Origin of the sequence: Pseudomonas sp. P1.8, assembly GCF_001269805.1 — a bacterium.
Lineage (GTDB): Bacteria > Pseudomonadota > Gammaproteobacteria > Pseudomonadales > Pseudomonadaceae > Aquipseudomonas.
In genome coordinates, this window is the sequence record NZ_LHVM01000014.1 from 294,550 (window position 1) to 312,343 (window position 17,794).

Sequence of the window (17,794 nt, forward strand, 5' to 3'; positions counted from 1 at the left end):
GGACCGAATGAAGGAATAACAACAATGGCACTTTCCCGCGAACAAATGGCTCAACGCGTCGCCCGCGAAATGCAGGACGGCTTCTACGTGAACCTGGGCATCGGCATTCCGACCCTCGTCGCCAACTACATCCCTGAAGGCATGGAAGTCATGCTGCAGTCGGAAAACGGCCTGCTGGGCATGGGTCCGTTTCCTACCGAAGAAACCATCGATGCCGACATGATCAACGCCGGCAAGCAAACCGTGACTGCACGGACCGGCGCGTCGATTTTTTCCTCGGCCGAGTCGTTCGCCATGATCCGCGGTGGTCATGTCGACCTGACCGTGCTGGGCGCGTTTGAAGTCGACGTGCAAGGCAACATTGCCTCGTGGATGATTCCCGGCAAGCTGGTCAAGGGCATGGGCGGCGCGATGGACCTGGTCGCCGGCGCAGACAACATCATCGTCATCATGACCCACGCCTCCAAGGACGGTGAGTCCAAGCTGCTGGACCATTGCAGCCTGCCGCTGACCGGCGCCGGTTGCATCAAGCGCGTACTGACCGACCTGGCTTACCTGGAAATCGACAACGGCGCGTTCATTCTGAAAGAACGTGCGCCGGGTGTCAGTGTCGAAGAGATCGTCGCCAAAACTGCCGGTAAACTGATCGTGCCGGATCACGTGCCGGAAATGCAGTTCGCTGCCCAGTGAGGAAATTTTCCATGCAAGACGTCGTCATTGTTGCTGCCACGCGCACCGCGATCGGCAGTTTCCAGGGTTCCCTGGCCAATGTGTCCGCGGTTGACCTGGGCGCTGCGGTGATCCGTCAGTTGCTCGCACAGACCGGCCTGGACCCTGCGCAAGTCGATGAAGTGATCATGGGCCAGGTACTGACCGCTGGCGCCGGGCAAAACCCTGCGCGCCAGGCTTCGATCAAGGCGGGCCTGCCCTTCGCCGTACCAGCCATGACACTGAACAAGGTCTGCGGTTCGGGTCTCAAAGCCCTGCACCTGGGCGCCCAGGCGATTCGTTGCGGCGACGCCGAAGTGATCATCGCCGGCGGCCAGGAAAACATGAGCCTGTCCAACTACGTCATGCCCGGTGCCCGCACTGGCCTGCGCATGGGTCACGCGCAAATCGTCGACACCATGATCAGCGACGGCCTGTGGGATGCGTTCAACGATTACCACATGGGCATCACCGCCGAGAACCTGGCCGAGAAGTACAGCCTGACGCGCGAGCAGCAGGACGCCTTCGCCGCCGCCTCGCAGCAGAAAGCCGTGGCCGCCATCGAAGCCGGGCGCTTCGTTGATGAAATCACCCCGATCCTGATTCCTCAACGCAAGGGCGATCCGCTGTCCTTCGCCACCGATGAGCAGCCACGGGCCGGCACCACCGCCCAATCCCTGGGCAAACTCAAGGCCGCGTTCAAGAAAGATGGCTCGGTGACTGCCGGTAACGCTTCCTCGCTGAACGACGGCGCCGCCGCCGTAATCCTGATGAGTGCCGACAAAGCCAAGGCCCTCGGCCTGCCGGTCCTGGCTAAAATTGCTGCCTATGCCAACGCTGGCGTGGACCCGGCAATCATGGGCATCGGCCCGGTTTCGGCGACTCGCCGTTGCCTGGACAAGGCCGGTTGGTCCATCGACCAGCTTGAGCTGGTTGAAGCCAACGAAGCCTTCGCCGCGCAATCGCTAGCCGTGGCCAAGGACCTGGAATGGGACTTGAACAAGGTCAACGTCAACGGCGGCGCCATCGCCCTCGGTCACCCGATCGGTGCTTCGGGCTGTCGCGTGCTGGTGACCTTGCTGCATGAAATGATCAAGAGCGACGCCAAAAAAGGCCTCGCCACCCTGTGCATCGGTGGTGGTCAAGGCGTGGCACTGGCGCTCGAACGGGCGTAAGCCAATAGCGTTCATCAGACGGCGCGGGGACCCACGAAGAACCGCGCCGCCTGGCAACACCCCCCGGTGCGATGCAAGTCGCACCGGGTTTTTTTTGCCTGCGTTTTGTCAGTTGCAGCGCCTTATCGTCATCGCGAGCAGGCTCGCTCCTACAATGGCCGGACCTTACTTTGTATACAAAACCACTTAATCCGTAGAGCAATCAACCCGACGCAATGTTAACGTTACGACCTCACACAAGTCGGAGATGTGCGCGTGTTGATCCTCAAACTGCTGGTGATTCCAGGATTCCTGCTGCTCATTTCGCTCGCCGGCAAGCGTTGGGGGCCAAGCGTGGCAGGCTGGTTGTCGGGATTGCCGGTGGTGGTCGGGCCGATTCTGTTTTTCCTTGCCATCGAACAAGGCGAGGTGTTCGCTGCACAATCGGCGACGGCTGCGCTGTCGGCCATGTTCGCGATGATTGCCTTTTGCGTGACCTACGCCCAGGTCGCGCAACGCGGGGGATGGCCGCTGGCGTTGACGGTTTCGCTGTCGGTCTGGGCTGGGGTGGCAATCGTGCTGTCGCTGATCCCGGCGTCCCTGGGGTTTTCGGTGTGCGCCGCCGGCATCGCGCTGCTCGCAGCGCCGTACCTGTTCCCCGCCGTGCAACCGGTTATCAACGGCCCGGCCCCCAAATCCGACAAACTGATTTTGCGGATGGTCGCGGGCGCCCTGCTCACCTTGTTCGTGACCTTGCTGGCCAGCACTGTCGGTGACCGCTGGAGCGGCTTGCTCGCAGTATTCCCGGTGTTGGGCAGCGTGATGGCAGTGTTTTCCCAGCAAACCCGTGGTCCGGCGTTTACCGCCGCGTTGTTGCGGGCCACCGCCACGGGAATGTACTCGTTTGCCGCGTTCTGCCTGGTATTGGCCCTGACGCTACCGCAGATGGGGATGAATGCGTTTGTGGTGGGCGTCGCGGTATCCGTGGCCATGCTGGGGGTGACCAAACGCCTGCTGGCAAAACCTCCTGCAACCCGTTCGATTATTTCGCACGAGTAGGACAACAACCTCGTACGTCAATCGAACAGGTTTCGCCCAAGATCAGCCTCAGTTCAAACCCCTACCGACTGAGGCCTACACCATGAAATTCTTTTTCCACCCTTCGCCAAACCCGATGAAAGTTGCCCTGCTGCTCGAAGAGCTGCAAATACCCTACGAATTGATTGGGGTCGATACCTTCAAGGGCTCGCAACATTTACCCGACTTCCTGGCGATCAACCCGAACGCCAAGGTGCCTGCACTGGTAGACGGCGATGCCACTGTTTTTGATTCCCAGGCCATCCTGTTGCACCTGGCACAAAAATATCAGCGCTTTCTGCCAACCACCGCTGCCGGAAATGCCGAACTGCTGTCGTGGTTGATGTTCATCGCCACTGGGTTGTCGCCGTTCTCGGGTCAGGCTGTGCACTTTCTTCATCACGCGCCGCAAGACTTGCCGTACGCAAAAAACCGTTACCTCAAGGAAGTCGAACGCCACTATCGCGTGCTTGATCAGCGTCTGGCGGACCATCCCTACCTGGCCGGTGACACTTACAGCATCGCCGACATGGCACTCTGGGGTTGGGCCAACTACGCGCCCTACATCCTTGGAGAAAGCGGCCTGGCGGCGTATCCAAACGTCAAACGCCTGTTCGATGAAATCAGCGCCCGCCCGGCCGCCCAACGTGCTCATGGCCTGAAAGAACAACTGGTGCTCAAGGCCGAATTCGACGAAGAAACCCGTCGCAACCTGTTCCCGCAGAATCAGGCGTAAACAACGGGTCGCAGTGCAAATGTCGACCGCTGGTTAGCCAACGCTGGAGTCATCGACAGTGCCCATGGGATGATCGCGCCCCACCGCGCGACCGTCCCTGGAGATATCAATGTCACTGTTCACCAAAAAAGCCCTGATCCTGTTGCTGGCAACAGCGGCGAGCCTGGGGGCTTTGAATGCGCAGGCCGCAAAAGCCGCGTCCAGTGATGCCCCAGCGCAGAAAGTTTCGATGCTCAGTGGCAAGTTTGTATTCAACCTGCCGAAGGGCTTCATCGCCAACCCGTTGCCGGCCAGTCCGAACGGCGCGAGCGGCACGATGTACAGCAACGAGACCACCAAGACCGTGGTCATCGCTGCTGAAAACAGCCTGCCCGAAGGTGTCAGCGTCAAAGACAACGACGGAGCGTTTCTCGACGGCACGGCGGCCGATTTCGACACGGCACAACACAAGGCCCTGCCGGACTACAACAAACTCAGCGAGAAAAGCCTGACCCAAAAAACCGGGCTGGGCCTGCGCCAGGTCGACGGCACCGCCACCCAGGGTGGCGGCCTGACCCTGAGCACAACCCTGATGGCGGCGTCCGGCAACCGCATGGCGGTGATTCAGGTGATCTCTCGCCCCGGCGACATGGCGGCGCATGAAACCCTGATCAAACAGATCGTCAGCGGCAAATAGGATTTACGGGTTGAGGCGCTGCAACCAAGCGCTCAAATCCTGTACTTCTGCGGCACTGATGCTATGCCCGAGACCGGGATAAGCGTGGAACTCGGGTTCGAGCGACACGCTCTGCAACAGACTGTTAGCCTCGGTGCCATCACTGAAGGGCAGGCGTGTGTCCTGCTCGCCATGACCGATGAAAATCGCCAGCGACTGGCGCTTTTCATCGGGCTTTAGCTCGGACTTGAGCACCGGCAGAATCCGCCCGCTCAACGCTGCAATCCCGCCGAGCGCCTGCGGATGTCGCAACGCCACTTCGTAGGACATGATTGCGCCCTGGCTGAAACCCACCAGGAATACTTTCTCCGGCTCCGTGTGATATTTCTTCGCAGCCTGTGCGATGAAATCCAGCAGCACCTGACCACTGGCCTTCAGATCATCCGTCTCACCGTTGTAGGCACCTTCGCCCTTCTTGCGAAACCACTGATAGCTGCCCGCTTCCATCACCATCGGTGCCCGCACGGAAAGATAGTTGTATTGCGCAGGTAAATCATCTTTGATGCCGAACAGGTCCTGCTCGTTACTGCCGTAACCGTGGAGAAAAATCACCAGCGGTTGATGGTTCGATTCAGCGTTGGCCTGCGCCACGTATTTGAGCGGCAGATCGGTTTGCAGCGGGGCTTGAGCGTGGACGGCGGTGGACGTCAGGAGCGTGAGCAGAGCGAGCATCTTCAGCATAAATCTTCCTTCACAGAGCGCAGGATTCGGGGAAGAGCCTAACATCTCTGATCATCTATGCCTGTAGGAGAGTTGAGTCAGTCGTTGATCAACTTGCCCGCCCGAATCGGCTCCCGCCCGGCAACCTTCGCCTGCCACGTGCCTGGCTGGGTGTAGCGACCACGGTCAATGGCAAACAGCACACCACTGGTGCCGGCGTTCACGGTGGTGACCTTGTCACTTAACGGGTCGACCACTTCAAACAACGCATCGCCCTTCTCGACCCACTCGCCGGCTTCGCGCAAGAAACTGACCACGCCATGGTGCGGTGCGAACAGGTATTGGGTGCCTTCAAACGGCATGCCTTCGCAGCACTCGCTCGGTGCCGCCGGCCAAGTGCCGTTGATGCAACCTTGCTCAGCCAAAAACCCCAGAATCGCTTCGCAGTTGGCCTGGGCCTGATCGACCCGGGTGTCGCCCATGCTGCCGAGCTCCAGGGTGGTGGCGAGGTTGGCGGGCGCAATCGCTGCTTCGGGAAAGGCTCTGGCCAGGCGCAGCCATGGCGAGGAACACGACTCGTCGAAAGAGCTGCCGCCGGAATCTTCACAAAGCAACGCGACCCCGGCCTTCAAGCGCGCCGCCAAGGATTGCCACTGTGGCCAATGTTGCGGCAATGCGTAAAGGTGAATCGCTGCCTCGAAATCACAATGCAAATCCAGGGTGATGTCGGCATCGCAAGCGTGGCGCAGCAACAGACGGTGCATTGCTTCAAGCTGCGACGCCGCAGCCGGCAAACCGTCGAGAACCTGCCCCATGGTCTGGCGAATCAGGGCGATGTTGGCTTGGGCATCGGTACCCAGGCGATCACCGATCAACTCGGCGACCGGTGCGCTGAGCTCGACGAACGAACGGTTGAAGTTCTTGCCGCTGCCCAGTTCGAATCGGCCCATGTGGCTGCCTTGCAAATGCTGGTCGAGGCCGATGGGGTTGGCCACTGGTACCAGTTCGATCAGCGCATTCAACAGGCCGCGGCTTTCAAGTTCGCCCAGGCGTTTTTTCAGTTCCCAAGCGGTGCGCATACCGGGCAATTCATCGGCGTGCAGGCTGGCCTGGATGTACACCTTGCGCGTGCCCGCGCCGTAACGGAACACACTCAGGGTGCGCTCGCTGCCCAGGTGGCTCCAGGGCAATGTGTGGTCGATACGTTGCATTGCGAACTCCTACAAAACCTGTAGGAGCTGGCTTGCCAGCGAAGACGACGGCACCTTCAAAAAGGATGTGACTGTCAGATCGCTTTCGCTGGCAAGCCAGCTCCTACCGGTTGGAAATGTATGGGCAGGATAAATCATGAACACAAAAAAAATGGCAACCGCGTCAACGGTTGCCACTTTTCTGGACGGCCGGATTACTCGCCGTAAACGTCAAACTTGAAGTACTTGTCCTGCACTTGCTTGTACTTGCCGTTGGCGCGGATTTCGCTGATCGCGGTGTTGAATTGCTCGGCCAGGGCGGTATCGCCCTTGCGCACGGCAATACCGGCACCGCCACCGAAGTATTTCGGATCGTTGTACTCAGGACCCACGAAGGCGAAACCTTTACCGGCGTCGGTTTTCAGGAAACCGTCGTCCAGGTTGACCGAGTCGGCCAGCAGCGCGTCAATGCGGCCTGAAACCATATCCAGGTTGGCTTCCTGCTGGGAGCCGTAACGCACCAGAACAATTGCGGCCGGTTGCAGTACCTCGGTGGCGAAGCGGTCATGGGTACTGGCGCGCAACACGCCGACTTTCTTGCCCTTGAGTTCGGTCAGCGGGTCCTTGACGTCGGAGCCTTCCTTCATCACGAAGCGAGCCGGAGTGTGGTAGTACTTGATGGTGAAATCGACGTTTTTCTTGCGGTCGTCAGTGATGGTCATGGACGACAGGATCGCGTCGATTTTCTTGACCTTCAGAGCCGGGATCAGGCCATCGAACTCTTGCTCGACCCACGTGCATTTCACTTTCATCTGCTCGCACAGGGCATCACCGATGTCCACGTCGAAACCGGTGAGCTTGCCGTCAGGGGTTTTCATCGAGAATGGCGGGTAACCGGCTTCGATACCGATGCGGATCGGCTTGGCGTCTTCGGCCACGGCGGTCAGGGATAACATCGACAGTGCCAGAGCACCGAACATCACTAGCTTCTTCATTTATAACTCCCGTGTGCGGAGACTTTTATTGGCAGCTTCGATTGGCAGCATTCGGTCATCGCCTTGTGGGCGAAAACCGAAGTGGCCGGCAGTCTAGAGTGGCAACGGGAGGGTAAATTGTGTTGAAGCGACAAAAAGTTATAGAGATGAGAACAGTATTTTTTGGCGAGGGAGCTTGCTCCCGTTGGGTTGCGCAGCGGCCCCAGAAAGCGCCTGCTACGCAGCCGGACGAGAGCAAGACCCCTCGCCACATGGCATTTTCAGATCAACATTCGCAACCGATTGCAGCACCGGATGATTTCAGCATATCGGTATTCAGTTCAAACCCCTCATCCAGCCATCCCGTTACGCCGCCGATCATCTCCTTGACCGGATAACCCAGGGCCGCCAGTTTCACCGCAGCCTTGTTGGCACCGTTGCAATGAGGCCCGGCGCAATAAACCACGAACAGGCTGTTTTTCGGATAACTCGCCAACCCCTCGGCAGTGAGCAGGCGTCCCGGAATATTGATCGCCCCTGGCACATGACCACGCTCGAACGCGAGCGGCCCGCGCACATCCACCAGAATGAAATCGATTTCACCCTGCTGCTGGCTGGCGTAGACGTCGGAACAATCGGTTTCGAAGGTCAGACGGTTGCTGAAATGCATCAAGGCAATGGCCGATGGGGCGGCGGGAATGTCGCGAACCAGACTGGTCATAGGCTGTACTCCAAAGTATCGATAGGTGTGAGAAGACTTTATCCGTGCGCCTCTTGCCGCTACAGTGGCGCACGAGACACTCATCGGGAGTTTTCCGCCAAATGCAATCCAACCCAGGACTGGTCGCGATTCTGGCCTACGACGGCCTCTGCACTTTCGAGTTCGGCATCGCCGTGGAGATCTTCGGCCTGGCACGACCGGAATTCGAGTTCCCCTGGTACACCCATCGCATCGTCGCCGTCGATCAAGGCCCGATGCGCGCCATGGGCGGCATCCAGGTGCTGGCCGATGGCGGCATGGAACTGCTCGCACAAGCCCGGACCATTATCATTCCCGGCTGGCGCGACCGCCGCGCTGCGGTGCCTGGGGAGCTGATCACGGCCCTGCGCCAGGCCCATGCCCGGGGTGCGCGACTGCTGTCGATTTGCTCCGGCGTATTCGTGCTCGCCGCCACCGGCTTGCTCGACGGGCATGGCGCCACCACGCATTGGCGCTACACCACGGAACTGGCCGAACGCTTTCCCGACATCCTGGTGGACCCGGACGTGCTCTATGTCGACGCGGGTCAACTGATCACCTCCGCCGGCAGCGCAGCGGGCATCGATGCGTGCTTGCATCTGGTGACGCGGGATTTCGGCACGCAAGTGGCCAACTCCGTGGCACGACGTCTGGTGATGTCGCCGCAACGCACCGGTGGCCAGGCGCAATTCATTCCGATGCCGGTCAGTCCTACACCGCGCAGCGATCTTTCCCGCGTCATGCAGTGGGCCCGGGAGCGCTTGCACGAACCGCTCGAAGTGCGCGAACTGGCCAGTGAAGCGGCCATGAGCGAGCGCACCTTCCTGCGCCGTTTCACTGAAGCCAGCGGTCAATCGCCCAAGACCTGGTTGCAACACGAACGCTTGGGGCGCGCCCGCGAGCTGTTGGAAAGCACCGATCAGAACACCGAGCAGATCGCCCAGCGCTGCGGTTATCGCTCGGTGGAAAGTTTTCGGGTGGCGTTCCGTTCCGTGGTGGGTGTACCGCCGTCAGTGTATCGGGAGCGATTCGGGCGTGCGGGCAACGTTCTATCGTGAAGCGCAGCCGGGGTCATTGCTCGGGCTTGCGCAGCAGATAGGTGTCCATGATCCAGCCGTTGGCCTGCCGCGCAACCTTGCGCACCCGCGCTATTTCATCTGCCACATCCTTGAGTTTGCCGCTGATCAGGATTTCATCCGGCGTGCCCAGATAGGCACCCCAGTAAATGTCTGTCTCCTGATCCGTCACCTGACGGTAGGCATCCTGCGCATCCAGCATCACCACCAGGCTGTCGGCATCACTCACCTGCCCTGCCGCCAGGCGCCGCCCCGTGGTGATTTCCACGGATCGGCCGATCTGGTTCAGCGCCACTTTGTGTTGTGCCGTGAGTGCCTGGACGCTGGTGATACCCGGGATCACTTCGAATTCGAATTCGCAGGCACCTGACGCCAGAAGCGTGTGCAAGATACGAACAGTGCTGTCGTACAACCCTGGGTCGCCCCAGACCAGAAAACCGCCGCACTGACCGTCCGCCATTTCCTCGTTGATCAGACGTACAAACGCTTGCTGCCTGGCCAGGTTCAGATCGTCGACACTGGCCTTGTAGTCCACATCACCACGTTCGCGTTCCGGACTGTGGGCCTCTACAAAACGGTAGTCGCGGTCGCTGATGTAGCGCTCGCAGATCTCGCGGCGCCATTCGATCAGCTGGCTTTTGCTCTCGCCCTTCTCCATCAGAAAAAACACATCGACTCGATTCAACGCCTTCACGGCTTGTATCGTGATGTAGTCCGGATTGCCGGCCCCGATGCCGATGACCAACAGTTTTTTCATCACAGCGACTCCTCAGGATCGGTGCCCGGCAAGCGCAAGCGCCAACGCCCCTGAAACCGTAACTCCACGGCCGACAGCGGCTCCACGTCGATCGAGTTGAACGACGAGCCTTGCAACACATGCGTCAGCGCGGCACGAATGACAAACGGATGAGTGATGGCGATAACGTGACCCGGTGTCGATTGCAGGGACACCAGCCATGCGCTCACTCGTTCGCAGAGCCCGGTGACCGACTCGCCACCGTGGGGTGCCGAATCAGCATCTGCCAGCCAGTGCTGAAGTGCGTCGGGTTCGGTCTTTTGCAATTCGCCAATGCGCATACCGCGCCAGCGCCCGAAATCACAATCCTTCAGGGCGTCGACAACTTGCGCCGCGTTGCCGAACAACTCAGCGGTTTGTCGGGCTCGTAATTCGGGGCCGCACATCAAACGCGGACTTCCCTTGAATTGGGCGCAACGCGATTGCCGCGCCGCTTGCCAATCCATGTCCAAAGGCTCGTCGGTAGGAAAATGCGCCAATTTCTGTGCGACGGTTCGAGCGTGGCACATCAGGGTTAAACGAGTCGCCTGCACAAGTATCACTCTATAAACGCAGCGTTAAACACCTTTACGCCACGGGAGGTGCGCAATTGTGCCGTAGAAAAAGCCTTCGCAGCGTATTTCGCTTGCGTCTGTTCAGACTACACCTACTGACTTCTTGCTGAAGACGCTGCGATCTCCGACCCCAATTCAGGCAATCCCTTACAAGGCTGATCCACTTTGGCTTACGCCCGTGCCACGCGGGTTTGCCCCATTTTTGGGCAAGGAAAAACACTGTGAAAATTAACTAGACAGGCCATGCCTGATAAATAAATACTGCTGCCAATTGACCGTTGAAATCCCCTGTCACTCCATCCAGCAGGAGCCCGGATCTCTCTCCCGGATCCTTGAATTCCACCAGGACCCGATCAGCTGTCTGGTCGACATTTTCAACTTCGAATCAACACCGTTAAACGCAAAGTCTCTGAAAAAGCGGGGTACCTGACCCAGTACAGCGACCGCCGATTTGATACGCAAAAAAAACGACAGTGATAGTCAGATTCGGCCCGAAGGCCGAGTCCATTGATACAAGGAGTATCGCCATGCTGGTCTTGCGTCCAGTCGAGTCCGCCGATCTGCATCAGTTGCAGCGCCTGGCTCGCGAAAGCCTGGTGGGCGTAACGTCCCTGACCGACGATTGCGAACGATTGCGTGAGCGGATTGAGCAGTCCTGCGCCTCGTTCGAAAAAAGCGTCCAGAGCCATGGCCAGGAAAATTACTTCTTCGTCCTCGAAGATCTTACGGAGCAACGCCTGGTGGGCTGCTCGGAGATCCTCGCCACCGCCGGGTTCACCGAACCCTTCTACAGTTTGCGCAACCGGCCTTTCACCAGCGCCTGCCGTGAACTGAACATCGAACACGGCGTACCGGCGTTATCCTTGTGTCACGATCTCAGCGACCACACCCTGTTGCGCGGCTTCCATATCAACCGGATGCTGGAACGCACGCCCCATTCCGAACTCTTGTCACGCGCGCGCCTGTTGTTCATCGCCACCCACCCGCAACGTTTTGCCGCGGCGGTGATCACTGAAATTGTCGGATACAGCACCAATGAAGGCCACTCGCCATTCTGGGACGCTGTCGGCCAGCATTTCTTCGATTTGCCCTATGTCGAGGCCGAACGGCTTTGCGGTCAGCAAAGTCGGGGGTTTCTCGCCGAACTGATGCCGCATTACCCCATCTACGTGCCCATGCTGCCCCAGGCCGCACAAGACTGCATCGGGAAAATCCATCCCGATGGCCAGGAAGCGTTCGATATCCTCGAACGTGAAGGTTTTGAAACCAACAGCTACGTTGACCTTTTCGATGGAGGTCCAACGATGTGCGCGCGCACCGCAGCGATCCGCTCAATCGCCCAGAGCCGGGCAGGCAGGGTGCAACCGGGTTGTTCCATCGATGCCCGGGGTCGATATCTGGTCAGCAATGATTCATTGAACGCTTATCGAGCCATTGTTGCCGACCTCGACTACACCGCCGGGCAACCGGTCATTCTGGATGCGGACATGTGCGCGGTGCTAAGGGTGACAGAAGGAAGCGAGATACGGCTGATTCCCCTGTGATCACGGACAGCCCCAACTCATGAGCACGCGCGAAAAAGGAACTTCAGCATGATCGTCCGCCCGGTTCGGATCACCGACCTGCCTGCCGTGATGACATTGGTGCGCCATGCCACCAAGGGACTCAGCCAGCTGCCGACCAACGAAGAACGCATGGCCCATCGAATCCGCTGGGCCCAACGCACTTTCGCCCAACAGGTCGATCGCGCCGATGCCGACTACCTGTTCGTGCTCGAAGACGATGATCAGCGGGTGGTGGGCGTGAGCGCCCTGACAGGCGGAATCGGACTGCGAGAGCCTTGGTACACCTATCGAGTCGGGGTGACGGTGAACGCCTCACCCGACCTGGGCATTCAACGCCAGCTCCCGACCCTGTTTCTGAGCAATGAAATGACCGGGCAATCGCAAATCCGTTCGTTGTACCTGCCTCCCGATGAGCGCCGGGGATGCAACGCTCGATTGCTTTCCCTGGGGCGCTTTCTGTTTGTCGCCGAATTTGCGCACCTGTTCGGTGAGAAGTTGATCGCTGAACTGCGGGGCAGTGCCGACGAACGAGGTTGTTCGCCATTCTGGGACAGCGTGGGTCGTCATTTCTTCAAGATGGACTTCAGCCACGCCGAGCAACTGTCGGAACTGGGCAACAAATCGTTCATCGCCGAACTGATGCCGCGCCAACCTCTCTATACCTGCCTGCTGACCGAACAGGCTCAGGCAGTGATCGGCAAGGCTCACGCCACGAACGAAGCGACGCTGAAAGTCCTCAGTGCCGAGGGTTTTACCCACAAGGGTTACATTGATATCTTCGACGCCGGCCCCGTCATCGAAGCCCCGGTGTCGAACATCCGCACCGTGCGCGACAGCCAAACGCTGAGACTGGACATCGGCATACCGGACGAGCAGGCGCCGCCGTGGCTCATCCACAACAGGCGCCTGGAAAACTGCCGCATCACCAGTGCCCAGGCACGATTGGCAGGCGGCAACCTGATCGTTGACCGACTCACCGCCAAGCGTCTGCAACTGCAACCAGGCGACTCGGTGCGCGCTGTACAGCAGCTCAAACCACAGCGACGGGCCGTGGCGGCGTAACTGGCCGGGTTGTCATCGGGCTGCGTCTCGACCGGTACGGGTCGGCAAATTCGTCATCATTGTGGCGCCGCTCGCGTGATAGCCTTCTATTTCTTCGGCGTTGACACTTTTGCTCAAGCCTTTCCATTCCATTGGTGGAACTCATATGTCCAGGCTTTCTCATCAAGATTTGCGGCGCGGTTTTCGTCAACTGTTCGCTTCCCGAACCTGTTACCACACCGCCTCGGTTTTCGACCCGATGTCAGCGCGTATTGCCGCGGACCTGGGATTCGAAGTCGGGATCCTCGGCGGCTCGGTCGCCTCGCTGCAGGTGCTCGGAGCCCCTGACTTTGCCCTGATCACGCTCAGCGAGTTCGCTGAGCAGGCCACTCGCATTGGCCGCGTCGCCCAGTTGCCGGTGATTGCCGATGCCGATCATGGTTACGGCAACGCACTCAATGTCATGCGCACCGTCGTCGAACTCGAACGTGCCGGCATCGCCGCCCTGACCATTGAAGATACCTTGTTGCCTGCCCAGTTCGGCCGCAAATCCACCGACCTGATCACCGTCGCCGAGGGTGTCGGCAAGATTCGCGCAGCGCTGGAAGCCCGGGTCGACTCGGAAATGGCAATCATCGCCCGAACCCACGCAGGCATTCTGCCCGTCCAGGAAATCATCAGCCGCACCAAGCAATATCAAGCTGCCGGCGCGGATGGAATCTGCATGGTCGGGGTCAAGGATTTCGATCACCTGGAGCAAATCGCCGAGCATCTGAGCGTGCCACTGATGCTGGTGACCTACGGCAACCCGGCGCTGCGAGACGACCAACGCCTGGCGGAACTGGGCGTACGCGTCACCATCGATGGCCACGGCGCCTACTTCGCCGCGATCAAGGCCACTTACGACAGCCTGCGTGAGCAGCGACAGATCCTCACTCAAACGTCGGACCTGAGCGCGACCGAGCTGACGCACACCTATACCCAACCGGAGGAATACATCCGCTATGCGGAGGAGTTCATGCGGGTCAAGGAGTGATGAGCGTCTCTGGATCCTGATGTCTGCTTACACCGAATCCACCAGTTCATGCCGCGGCTTGCCACAGTCACAACAGATCACCCGATTGCGGCCAGTGGTTTTGGCCTCATACAGTGCCTGGTCGGCATCGTTGAGCCACAGGGTCGCATCAGTATGGTCAGGATTGAAAGCCGCCAGGCCGATGCTCAGGCTGACCTTCAACGCCGGGTCCTGCTCATAACCCAAGGTGGCAAAGCGGTCGCGCAAGGCATCCATGACCGCTGCGGCGCGGTTCAGGGGCAGGTCGGGCAGGATCACACAGAACTCATCTCCACCATAGCGTCCCGCCACATCGGTCGCCCGCAGGTTCTGCTTGAGCATTTTGCTCAGCTGGCGCAGGACGATGTCACCGGCGACGTGGCCATAGGTGTCGTTGATGGCTTTGAAATGGTCGATGTCGATCAGTGCAATCGCCCCGCCCTTTTGCTGGCGTTTGCAACGCTGGAATTCGACTTCCAGTTGATCCTTCCAGGTCCCGTGGTTGAGCAACCCCGTGAGACTGTCGGTGCGGCTCAGTGCGAGCAATTCACGCTTTTGCCGGCCAAGGGTGTGCGCCTGGCGAAAGCAGATCCAGCCCAATGCCAGTGGATACAGGCACAACAAGGGCAAACAGGCGTAGAGCTGCAGCGGGCTGGTGGCAGGAATGAAGGCCGGGGCGAAGATTTGCAGCCCGACGCCTACACCCAGCAATTGCGCAACCGTGCCTGCCAGCAAAAAACGCAGGCCGCCGATCGCCACATTATTCATAGCCATCATGGAAAGGGTTGTTGCGCTGGGCAACGGATTGAAGTGCATGGCGGCGATCCAGAATCCGCCGAGAAAAGAATCAATCAACAAATTGCGGTGTTCGGCGTGATACGGCGTCCTCGCCCGACGCGCCCATTGGTATGCCAGGTGCGGCCAGAGCACGCCATTGAACAACATGAACCCCCAGACCCAAGGCGCCGGGTCGAGCGGATACATCGCCGCGCTCACGCACACCAGGCCGAGAGCGATCCCCAGAATTCGCGATGTGTAGAGCCTCCTGGCCAGTGAAATTCCCTTTCTTCCCGCTTTTTCCATAGGGCCTCTGTGCCACTCAACGGAATCTCGTAAATCCGGGCTTGCCTGTGTGCTGGAGTCTATCAGGGTGAAGTTAAATAGCCATCACCGGCGGGCGGGCTGAACACCCGCCCATAACGCCATGAACGCAATGCCTCGCGCCCACAAGAAACAGCTATACATGAAGAAGGGTTGATCAAAGGCAATAAGCGGAGGCCCATGCAAACCTTTCAAGTATTGATCATCGGCAGCGGATTTGGTGGCCAGTGCGCCGCGATCAATTTGCTCAAGGCAGGCATCGACGATTTTCGCCTGCTGGAACGGCGGGATTTCTTTGGTGGCACCTGGTGCCAGAACACCTATCCCGGTGCCGCCGTTGACGTACCTTCGCCGCTCTATTCGCTGTCGTTCGCGCCTTTTCTCTGGACGCAAATGTTCGCCGGACAGGCTGAACTTCATCGCTACACCCGTTACGTGGTGGAACACTTCGGTCTGGGCGACAAGGTGGAACTGGGCGCCAATGTCGAAGGCATCGAATGGGACGAGGTGAATACGCGCTGGACTGTCCACACCGCTGGCAAAGGCCTGTTTTGCGCGCAATTTTTGATCAATGCCACAGGCCCGCTGAGCCAACCGGTCATTCCGCCCTTCGAGGGACGGGAGCGTTTTCAGGGCAAGACGTTTCACACTAACAATTGGGACCATGCCTACGATTATCGAGGCCAGCGCGTAGCGATCATCGGCAGCGGTGCCAGTGCAGCCCAGGTGATTCCGGCGATTGCCGCCGATGTCGAGCACCTGCACGTGTTCCAGCGCACACCGCATTGGGTGTTACCCCGGGCTGACCGGACCTTCGGCCGATTCCAGCGTTGGTTGCTGGGGCTCAAACCGGCCTACAAACTGCTGCGCTGGATGATTTACTGGCAATTCGAGACCCGGGTCATTGCCTTCAAATATTCGAAACCGGCCGTGCGCATGGTCCAGCATCAAGCGCTGCGGTTCCTTAAACGCCAAGTGTCCGACCCCCAACTGCGGCGCAAACTGACACCGGACTACACCATTGGCTGCAAACGGGTGATTCTGTCGAGCACACTGTACCCGGCACTTGGCCGCTCGAACGTCACGCTGCACAGCCGCGAACAAGGCATCGCCGCTTTGGACGAAAGCGGTATCGTCACCCGGGATGGCCAACACATTGATGTGGACCTGATCGTCTGGTCCACCGGCTATGACGCCACCGACGGGGTGATTTCCTACCCGGTAACGGGAAAAAACGGCACCCGCCTCAAGGACGTCTGGGCGCAGTACCCTCGGGCCTACCTGGGCACCGCCCTGCCAGACTTTCCCAACCTGTTTATCGTGACCGGCCCGAACACTGGAATTGGCCATACGTCGGCGCTGTTCATCATCGAATCGCAGATGAATTACATCCTCGATTGCATTCGGACCTTGAAAGCGCAAGGTTTAAGCAGCATCGAAGTTCGACCGGAGGCAGAACGTACCTACACTGAAATGATCCACCGTGAAATGGAACGAACCGTGTGGAAGTCCGGTGGCTGCCACAGTTGGTATCAAAGCAGGAGCGGTCATGTGATCGCCATGTTCCCGGGTTTCAGCTTCAGCTTTCATCGCTTGACCCGGAAACTGAAACCCACCGATCACATTTTGTCCTGATCAGCAGTAAGGAGACGCAAATATGTTGTTATTGGTCGTCGTTATTGCGGTTTTCCTGGTCTGGAGCTGGCTGACCTACCCCGCCATCGGCTACTGGGTCTATGACTTGAACATGGCGGCCGAAGCCAAGCTGTACAGGCTGCACAAAATTGTCGTGCCCATCTGCGAGATGACGGTTTCGACCTGGCAAGGCGGCCCCTACGAAGCCACCAGCAGTGTCTTGATGCTCCACGGTTTCAGTGCCGACAAGAATCTCTGGCTGCGCTTTGCCCGGCACTTCGTCGGCACGCATCGAGTGATCATTCCCGACATCGCAGGCCATGGCGAAACCGGCTTCAAGGCGGGTGGCGGCTATGACATCCCGTTGCAGGCCAAGCGGATGATTCAGTTGCTGGATGTTTGCGGCGTCGAGAAGGTCCATGTGATCGGCAATTCGATGGGCGGCTATATGGCTGCCTGGTTGGCCGCCCATTATCCGGAGCGTATTGTTTCAGTGGCCCTGATCGATCCTGCCGGGGTCACTTCTCCCGAACCCAGTGATCTTGAGCGCCATTTGGCCAAGGGCCACAACCCCTTCCTGATTCACTCGCGCGAAGAATTCCAGCGCTTTTACGCCATGACCATGGCATCGCCGCCTTGGGTGCCAAAGCTGGTACTTGATGCGGTTGCCCAGCGCTACGAACAATCCTGTGATGAATTGGAGGAAATCTTCCGGGATATGCGTGCCAGTCCGCCGATGGAACCGCACCTCCCCGACATCAGCGCACCTGCGCTGTTGCTTTGGGGACGCAAGGACCGGCTGATCGATGTCAGCAGCGTGGCCATCTGGAGCAAAGGCATCGCCGATCTGCGGGTGGAAATCTGGGACGCCGTCGGTCACATGCCCATGGTCGAGGCACCGACAGGGTCGGCTCGCCTTTATCGGGAGTTTTTGTCATCACTGCGCTCGGAAAGCCCTCAGGATCAACGACTGCATTGAAGATGCAGTCCTTTGAAGAATGAAGTTCGTCAGAATCTTC

Annotated in this window: 18 protein-coding genes; 11 read left to right on the forward strand and 7 right to left on the reverse strand. The window is 59.1% G+C overall.

The genetic code is table 11. The features are described from left to right. The first annotated feature begins 24 nt into the window (after positions 1-24). The 5 genes from AD668_RS15785 (at position 25) to AD668_RS15805 (ending at position 4,351) form a co-directional block, all read left to right on the forward strand. Positions 25-690: a CoA transferase subunit B gene (locus AD668_RS15785; protein ID WP_053160353.1), complete on the forward strand. Its 666-nt coding sequence runs from the start codon at positions 25-27 to the stop codon at positions 688-690. An 11-nt stretch (positions 691-701) separates the two neighbouring features. After that, complete coding sequence (locus AD668_RS15790) at positions 702-1,883, forward strand: acetyl-CoA C-acetyltransferase (RefSeq protein ID WP_053160355.1); 1,182 nt, start codon at positions 702-704, stop codon at positions 1,881-1,883. A 255-nt stretch (positions 1,884-2,138) separates the two neighbouring features. After that, a complete protein-coding gene (locus AD668_RS15795; RefSeq protein ID WP_053160357.1) occupies positions 2,139-2,921 on the forward strand; it encodes a hypothetical protein in 783 nt (260 codons plus the stop codon). An 82-nt stretch (positions 2,922-3,003) separates the two neighbouring features. After that, positions 3,004-3,675, forward strand: coding sequence for a glutathione S-transferase family protein (locus tag AD668_RS15800; RefSeq protein ID WP_053160359.1), 672 nt, complete (start codon positions 3,004-3,006; stop codon positions 3,673-3,675). 109 nt (positions 3,676-3,784) lie between these two features. Continuing rightward, entirely contained in the window at positions 3,785-4,351 is a 567-nt protein-coding gene (locus AD668_RS15805) for a hypothetical protein (RefSeq protein ID WP_053160361.1), read from the forward strand. Between the two features lie 3 nt (positions 4,352-4,354). Here AD668_RS15805 and AD668_RS15810 read toward each other — a convergent pair whose 3' ends face one another. The 4 genes from AD668_RS15810 to AD668_RS15825 form a co-directional block, all read right to left on the reverse strand. Next, complete coding sequence (locus AD668_RS15810; protein ID WP_053160363.1) at positions 4,355-5,071, reverse strand: alpha/beta hydrolase; 717 nt, start codon at positions 5,069-5,071, stop codon at positions 4,355-4,357. Between the two features lie 77 nt (positions 5,072-5,148). Then, the gene (locus AD668_RS15815) at positions 5,149-6,261 is read right to left on the reverse strand and encodes a succinylglutamate desuccinylase/aspartoacylase family protein (RefSeq protein WP_053160365.1); all 1,113 of its coding nucleotides are present in this window, start codon (positions 6,259-6,261) and stop codon (positions 5,149-5,151) included. Between the two features lie 194 nt (positions 6,262-6,455). After that, positions 6,456-7,235 carry an ABC transporter substrate-binding protein gene (locus AD668_RS15820; RefSeq protein WP_053160368.1) on the reverse strand — a complete coding sequence of 260 codons (780 nt, stop codon included), beginning with the start codon at positions 7,233-7,235 and terminating at the stop codon, positions 6,456-6,458. A 265-nt stretch (positions 7,236-7,500) separates the two neighbouring features. After that, on the reverse strand, positions 7,501-7,935 hold the full coding sequence (locus tag AD668_RS15825) for a rhodanese-like domain-containing protein (RefSeq protein ID WP_053160370.1): 435 nt from the start codon (positions 7,933-7,935) through the stop codon (positions 7,501-7,503). A 101-nt stretch (positions 7,936-8,036) separates the two neighbouring features. Between AD668_RS15825 and ftrA the strand changes: the two genes are divergently transcribed. Beyond that, positions 8,037-9,011 carry a transcriptional regulator FtrA gene (gene ftrA / locus AD668_RS15830; RefSeq protein ID WP_053160372.1) on the forward strand — a complete coding sequence of 325 codons (975 nt, stop codon included), beginning with the start codon at positions 8,037-8,039 and terminating at the stop codon, positions 9,009-9,011. Positions 9,012-9,024: 13 nt separating this feature from the next. On the opposite strand, the gene cobF is transcribed toward ftrA, so the two are convergent. Further along, positions 9,025-9,786, reverse strand: a complete 762-nt coding sequence (gene cobF / locus AD668_RS15835; protein ID WP_053160374.1) for a precorrin-6A synthase (deacetylating) — start codon at positions 9,784-9,786, stop codon at positions 9,025-9,027. Beyond that, a complete protein-coding gene (locus tag AD668_RS15840) occupies positions 9,786-10,358 on the reverse strand; it encodes a histidine phosphatase family protein (protein WP_053160375.1) in 573 nt (190 codons plus the stop codon). The genes cobF and AD668_RS15840 overlap by 1 nt, the downstream gene beginning before the upstream one ends. 548 nt (positions 10,359-10,906) lie before the next feature. Between AD668_RS15840 and AD668_RS15845 the strand changes: the two genes are divergently transcribed. From AD668_RS15845 to AD668_RS15855, 3 genes are all read left to right on the forward strand, one after another. Further along, positions 10,907-11,923 carry an arginine N-succinyltransferase gene (locus AD668_RS15845; protein WP_053160377.1) on the forward strand — a complete coding sequence of 339 codons (1,017 nt, stop codon included), beginning with the start codon at positions 10,907-10,909 and terminating at the stop codon, positions 11,921-11,923. 48 nt (positions 11,924-11,971) lie between these two features. Beyond that, a complete protein-coding gene (gene astA, locus AD668_RS15850) occupies positions 11,972-13,006 on the forward strand; it encodes an arginine N-succinyltransferase (RefSeq protein ID WP_053160379.1) in 1,035 nt (344 codons plus the stop codon). A 145-nt stretch (positions 13,007-13,151) separates the two neighbouring features. Further along, positions 13,152-14,021, forward strand: a complete 870-nt coding sequence (locus AD668_RS15855) for an oxaloacetate decarboxylase (RefSeq protein WP_053160381.1) — start codon at positions 13,152-13,154, stop codon at positions 14,019-14,021. 27 nt (positions 14,022-14,048) lie between these two features. Here the strand turns inward: AD668_RS15855 and AD668_RS15860 are convergent, their stop codons facing one another. Further along, positions 14,049-15,122 carry a diguanylate cyclase gene (locus tag AD668_RS15860; RefSeq protein ID WP_053160383.1) on the reverse strand — a complete coding sequence of 358 codons (1,074 nt, stop codon included), beginning with the start codon at positions 15,120-15,122 and terminating at the stop codon, positions 14,049-14,051. Between the two features lie 198 nt (positions 15,123-15,320). Between AD668_RS15860 and AD668_RS15865 the strand changes: the two genes are divergently transcribed. Together AD668_RS15865 and AD668_RS15870 are read left to right on the forward strand one after the other, a co-directional pair. Further along, entirely contained in the window at positions 15,321-16,775 is a 1,455-nt protein-coding gene (locus AD668_RS15865; RefSeq protein WP_053160385.1) for an NAD(P)/FAD-dependent oxidoreductase, read from the forward strand. 22 nt (positions 16,776-16,797) lie between these two features. Then, positions 16,798-17,754, forward strand: coding sequence for an alpha/beta fold hydrolase (locus AD668_RS15870; RefSeq protein ID WP_053160387.1), 957 nt, complete (start codon positions 16,798-16,800; stop codon positions 17,752-17,754). Positions 17,755-17,794: the final 40 nt, after the last annotated feature.

What these genes read in the sequence shown, in the direction of transcription:
- AD668_RS15785 (WP_053160353.1), top strand. Translation starts at nt 25, where the DNA reads ATGGCACTTTCCCGCGAACAAATGGCTCAACGCGTCGCCCGCGAAATG.
- AD668_RS15790 (WP_053160355.1), top strand. Translation starts at nt 702, where the DNA reads ATGCAAGACGTCGTCATTGTTGCTGCCACGCGCACCGCGATCGGCAGT.
- AD668_RS15800 (WP_053160359.1), top strand. Translation starts at nt 3,004, where the DNA reads ATGAAATTCTTTTTCCACCCTTCGCCAAACCCGATGAAAGTTGCCCTG.
- AD668_RS15805 (WP_053160361.1), top strand. Translation starts at nt 3,785, where the DNA reads ATGTCACTGTTCACCAAAAAAGCCCTGATCCTGTTGCTGGCAACAGCG.
- AD668_RS15810 (WP_053160363.1), bottom strand. Translation starts at nt 5,071, where the DNA reads ATGCTGAAGATGCTCGCTCTGCTCACGCTCCTGACGTCCACCGCCGTC.
- AD668_RS15815 (WP_053160365.1), bottom strand. Translation starts at nt 6,261, where the DNA reads ATGCAACGTATCGACCACACATTGCCCTGGAGCCACCTGGGCAGCGAG.
- AD668_RS15820 (WP_053160368.1), bottom strand. Translation starts at nt 7,235, where the DNA reads ATGAAGAAGCTAGTGATGTTCGGTGCTCTGGCACTGTCGATGTTATCC.
- AD668_RS15825 (WP_053160370.1), bottom strand. Translation starts at nt 7,935, where the DNA reads ATGACCAGTCTGGTTCGCGACATTCCCGCCGCCCCATCGGCCATTGCC.
- ftrA (WP_053160372.1), top strand. Translation starts at nt 8,037, where the DNA reads ATGCAATCCAACCCAGGACTGGTCGCGATTCTGGCCTACGACGGCCTC.
- cobF (WP_053160374.1), bottom strand. Translation starts at nt 9,786, where the DNA reads ATGAAAAAACTGTTGGTCATCGGCATCGGGGCCGGCAATCCGGACTAC.
- AD668_RS15845 (WP_053160377.1), top strand. Translation starts at nt 10,907, where the DNA reads ATGCTGGTCTTGCGTCCAGTCGAGTCCGCCGATCTGCATCAGTTGCAG.
- astA (WP_053160379.1), top strand. Translation starts at nt 11,972, where the DNA reads ATGATCGTCCGCCCGGTTCGGATCACCGACCTGCCTGCCGTGATGACA.
- AD668_RS15855 (WP_053160381.1), top strand. Translation starts at nt 13,152, where the DNA reads ATGTCCAGGCTTTCTCATCAAGATTTGCGGCGCGGTTTTCGTCAACTG.
- AD668_RS15860 (WP_053160383.1), bottom strand. Translation starts at nt 15,122, where the DNA reads ATGGAAAAAGCGGGAAGAAAGGGAATTTCACTGGCCAGGAGGCTCTAC.
- AD668_RS15865 (WP_053160385.1), top strand. Translation starts at nt 15,321, where the DNA reads ATGCAAACCTTTCAAGTATTGATCATCGGCAGCGGATTTGGTGGCCAG.
- AD668_RS15870 (WP_053160387.1), top strand. Translation starts at nt 16,798, where the DNA reads ATGTTGTTATTGGTCGTCGTTATTGCGGTTTTCCTGGTCTGGAGCTGG.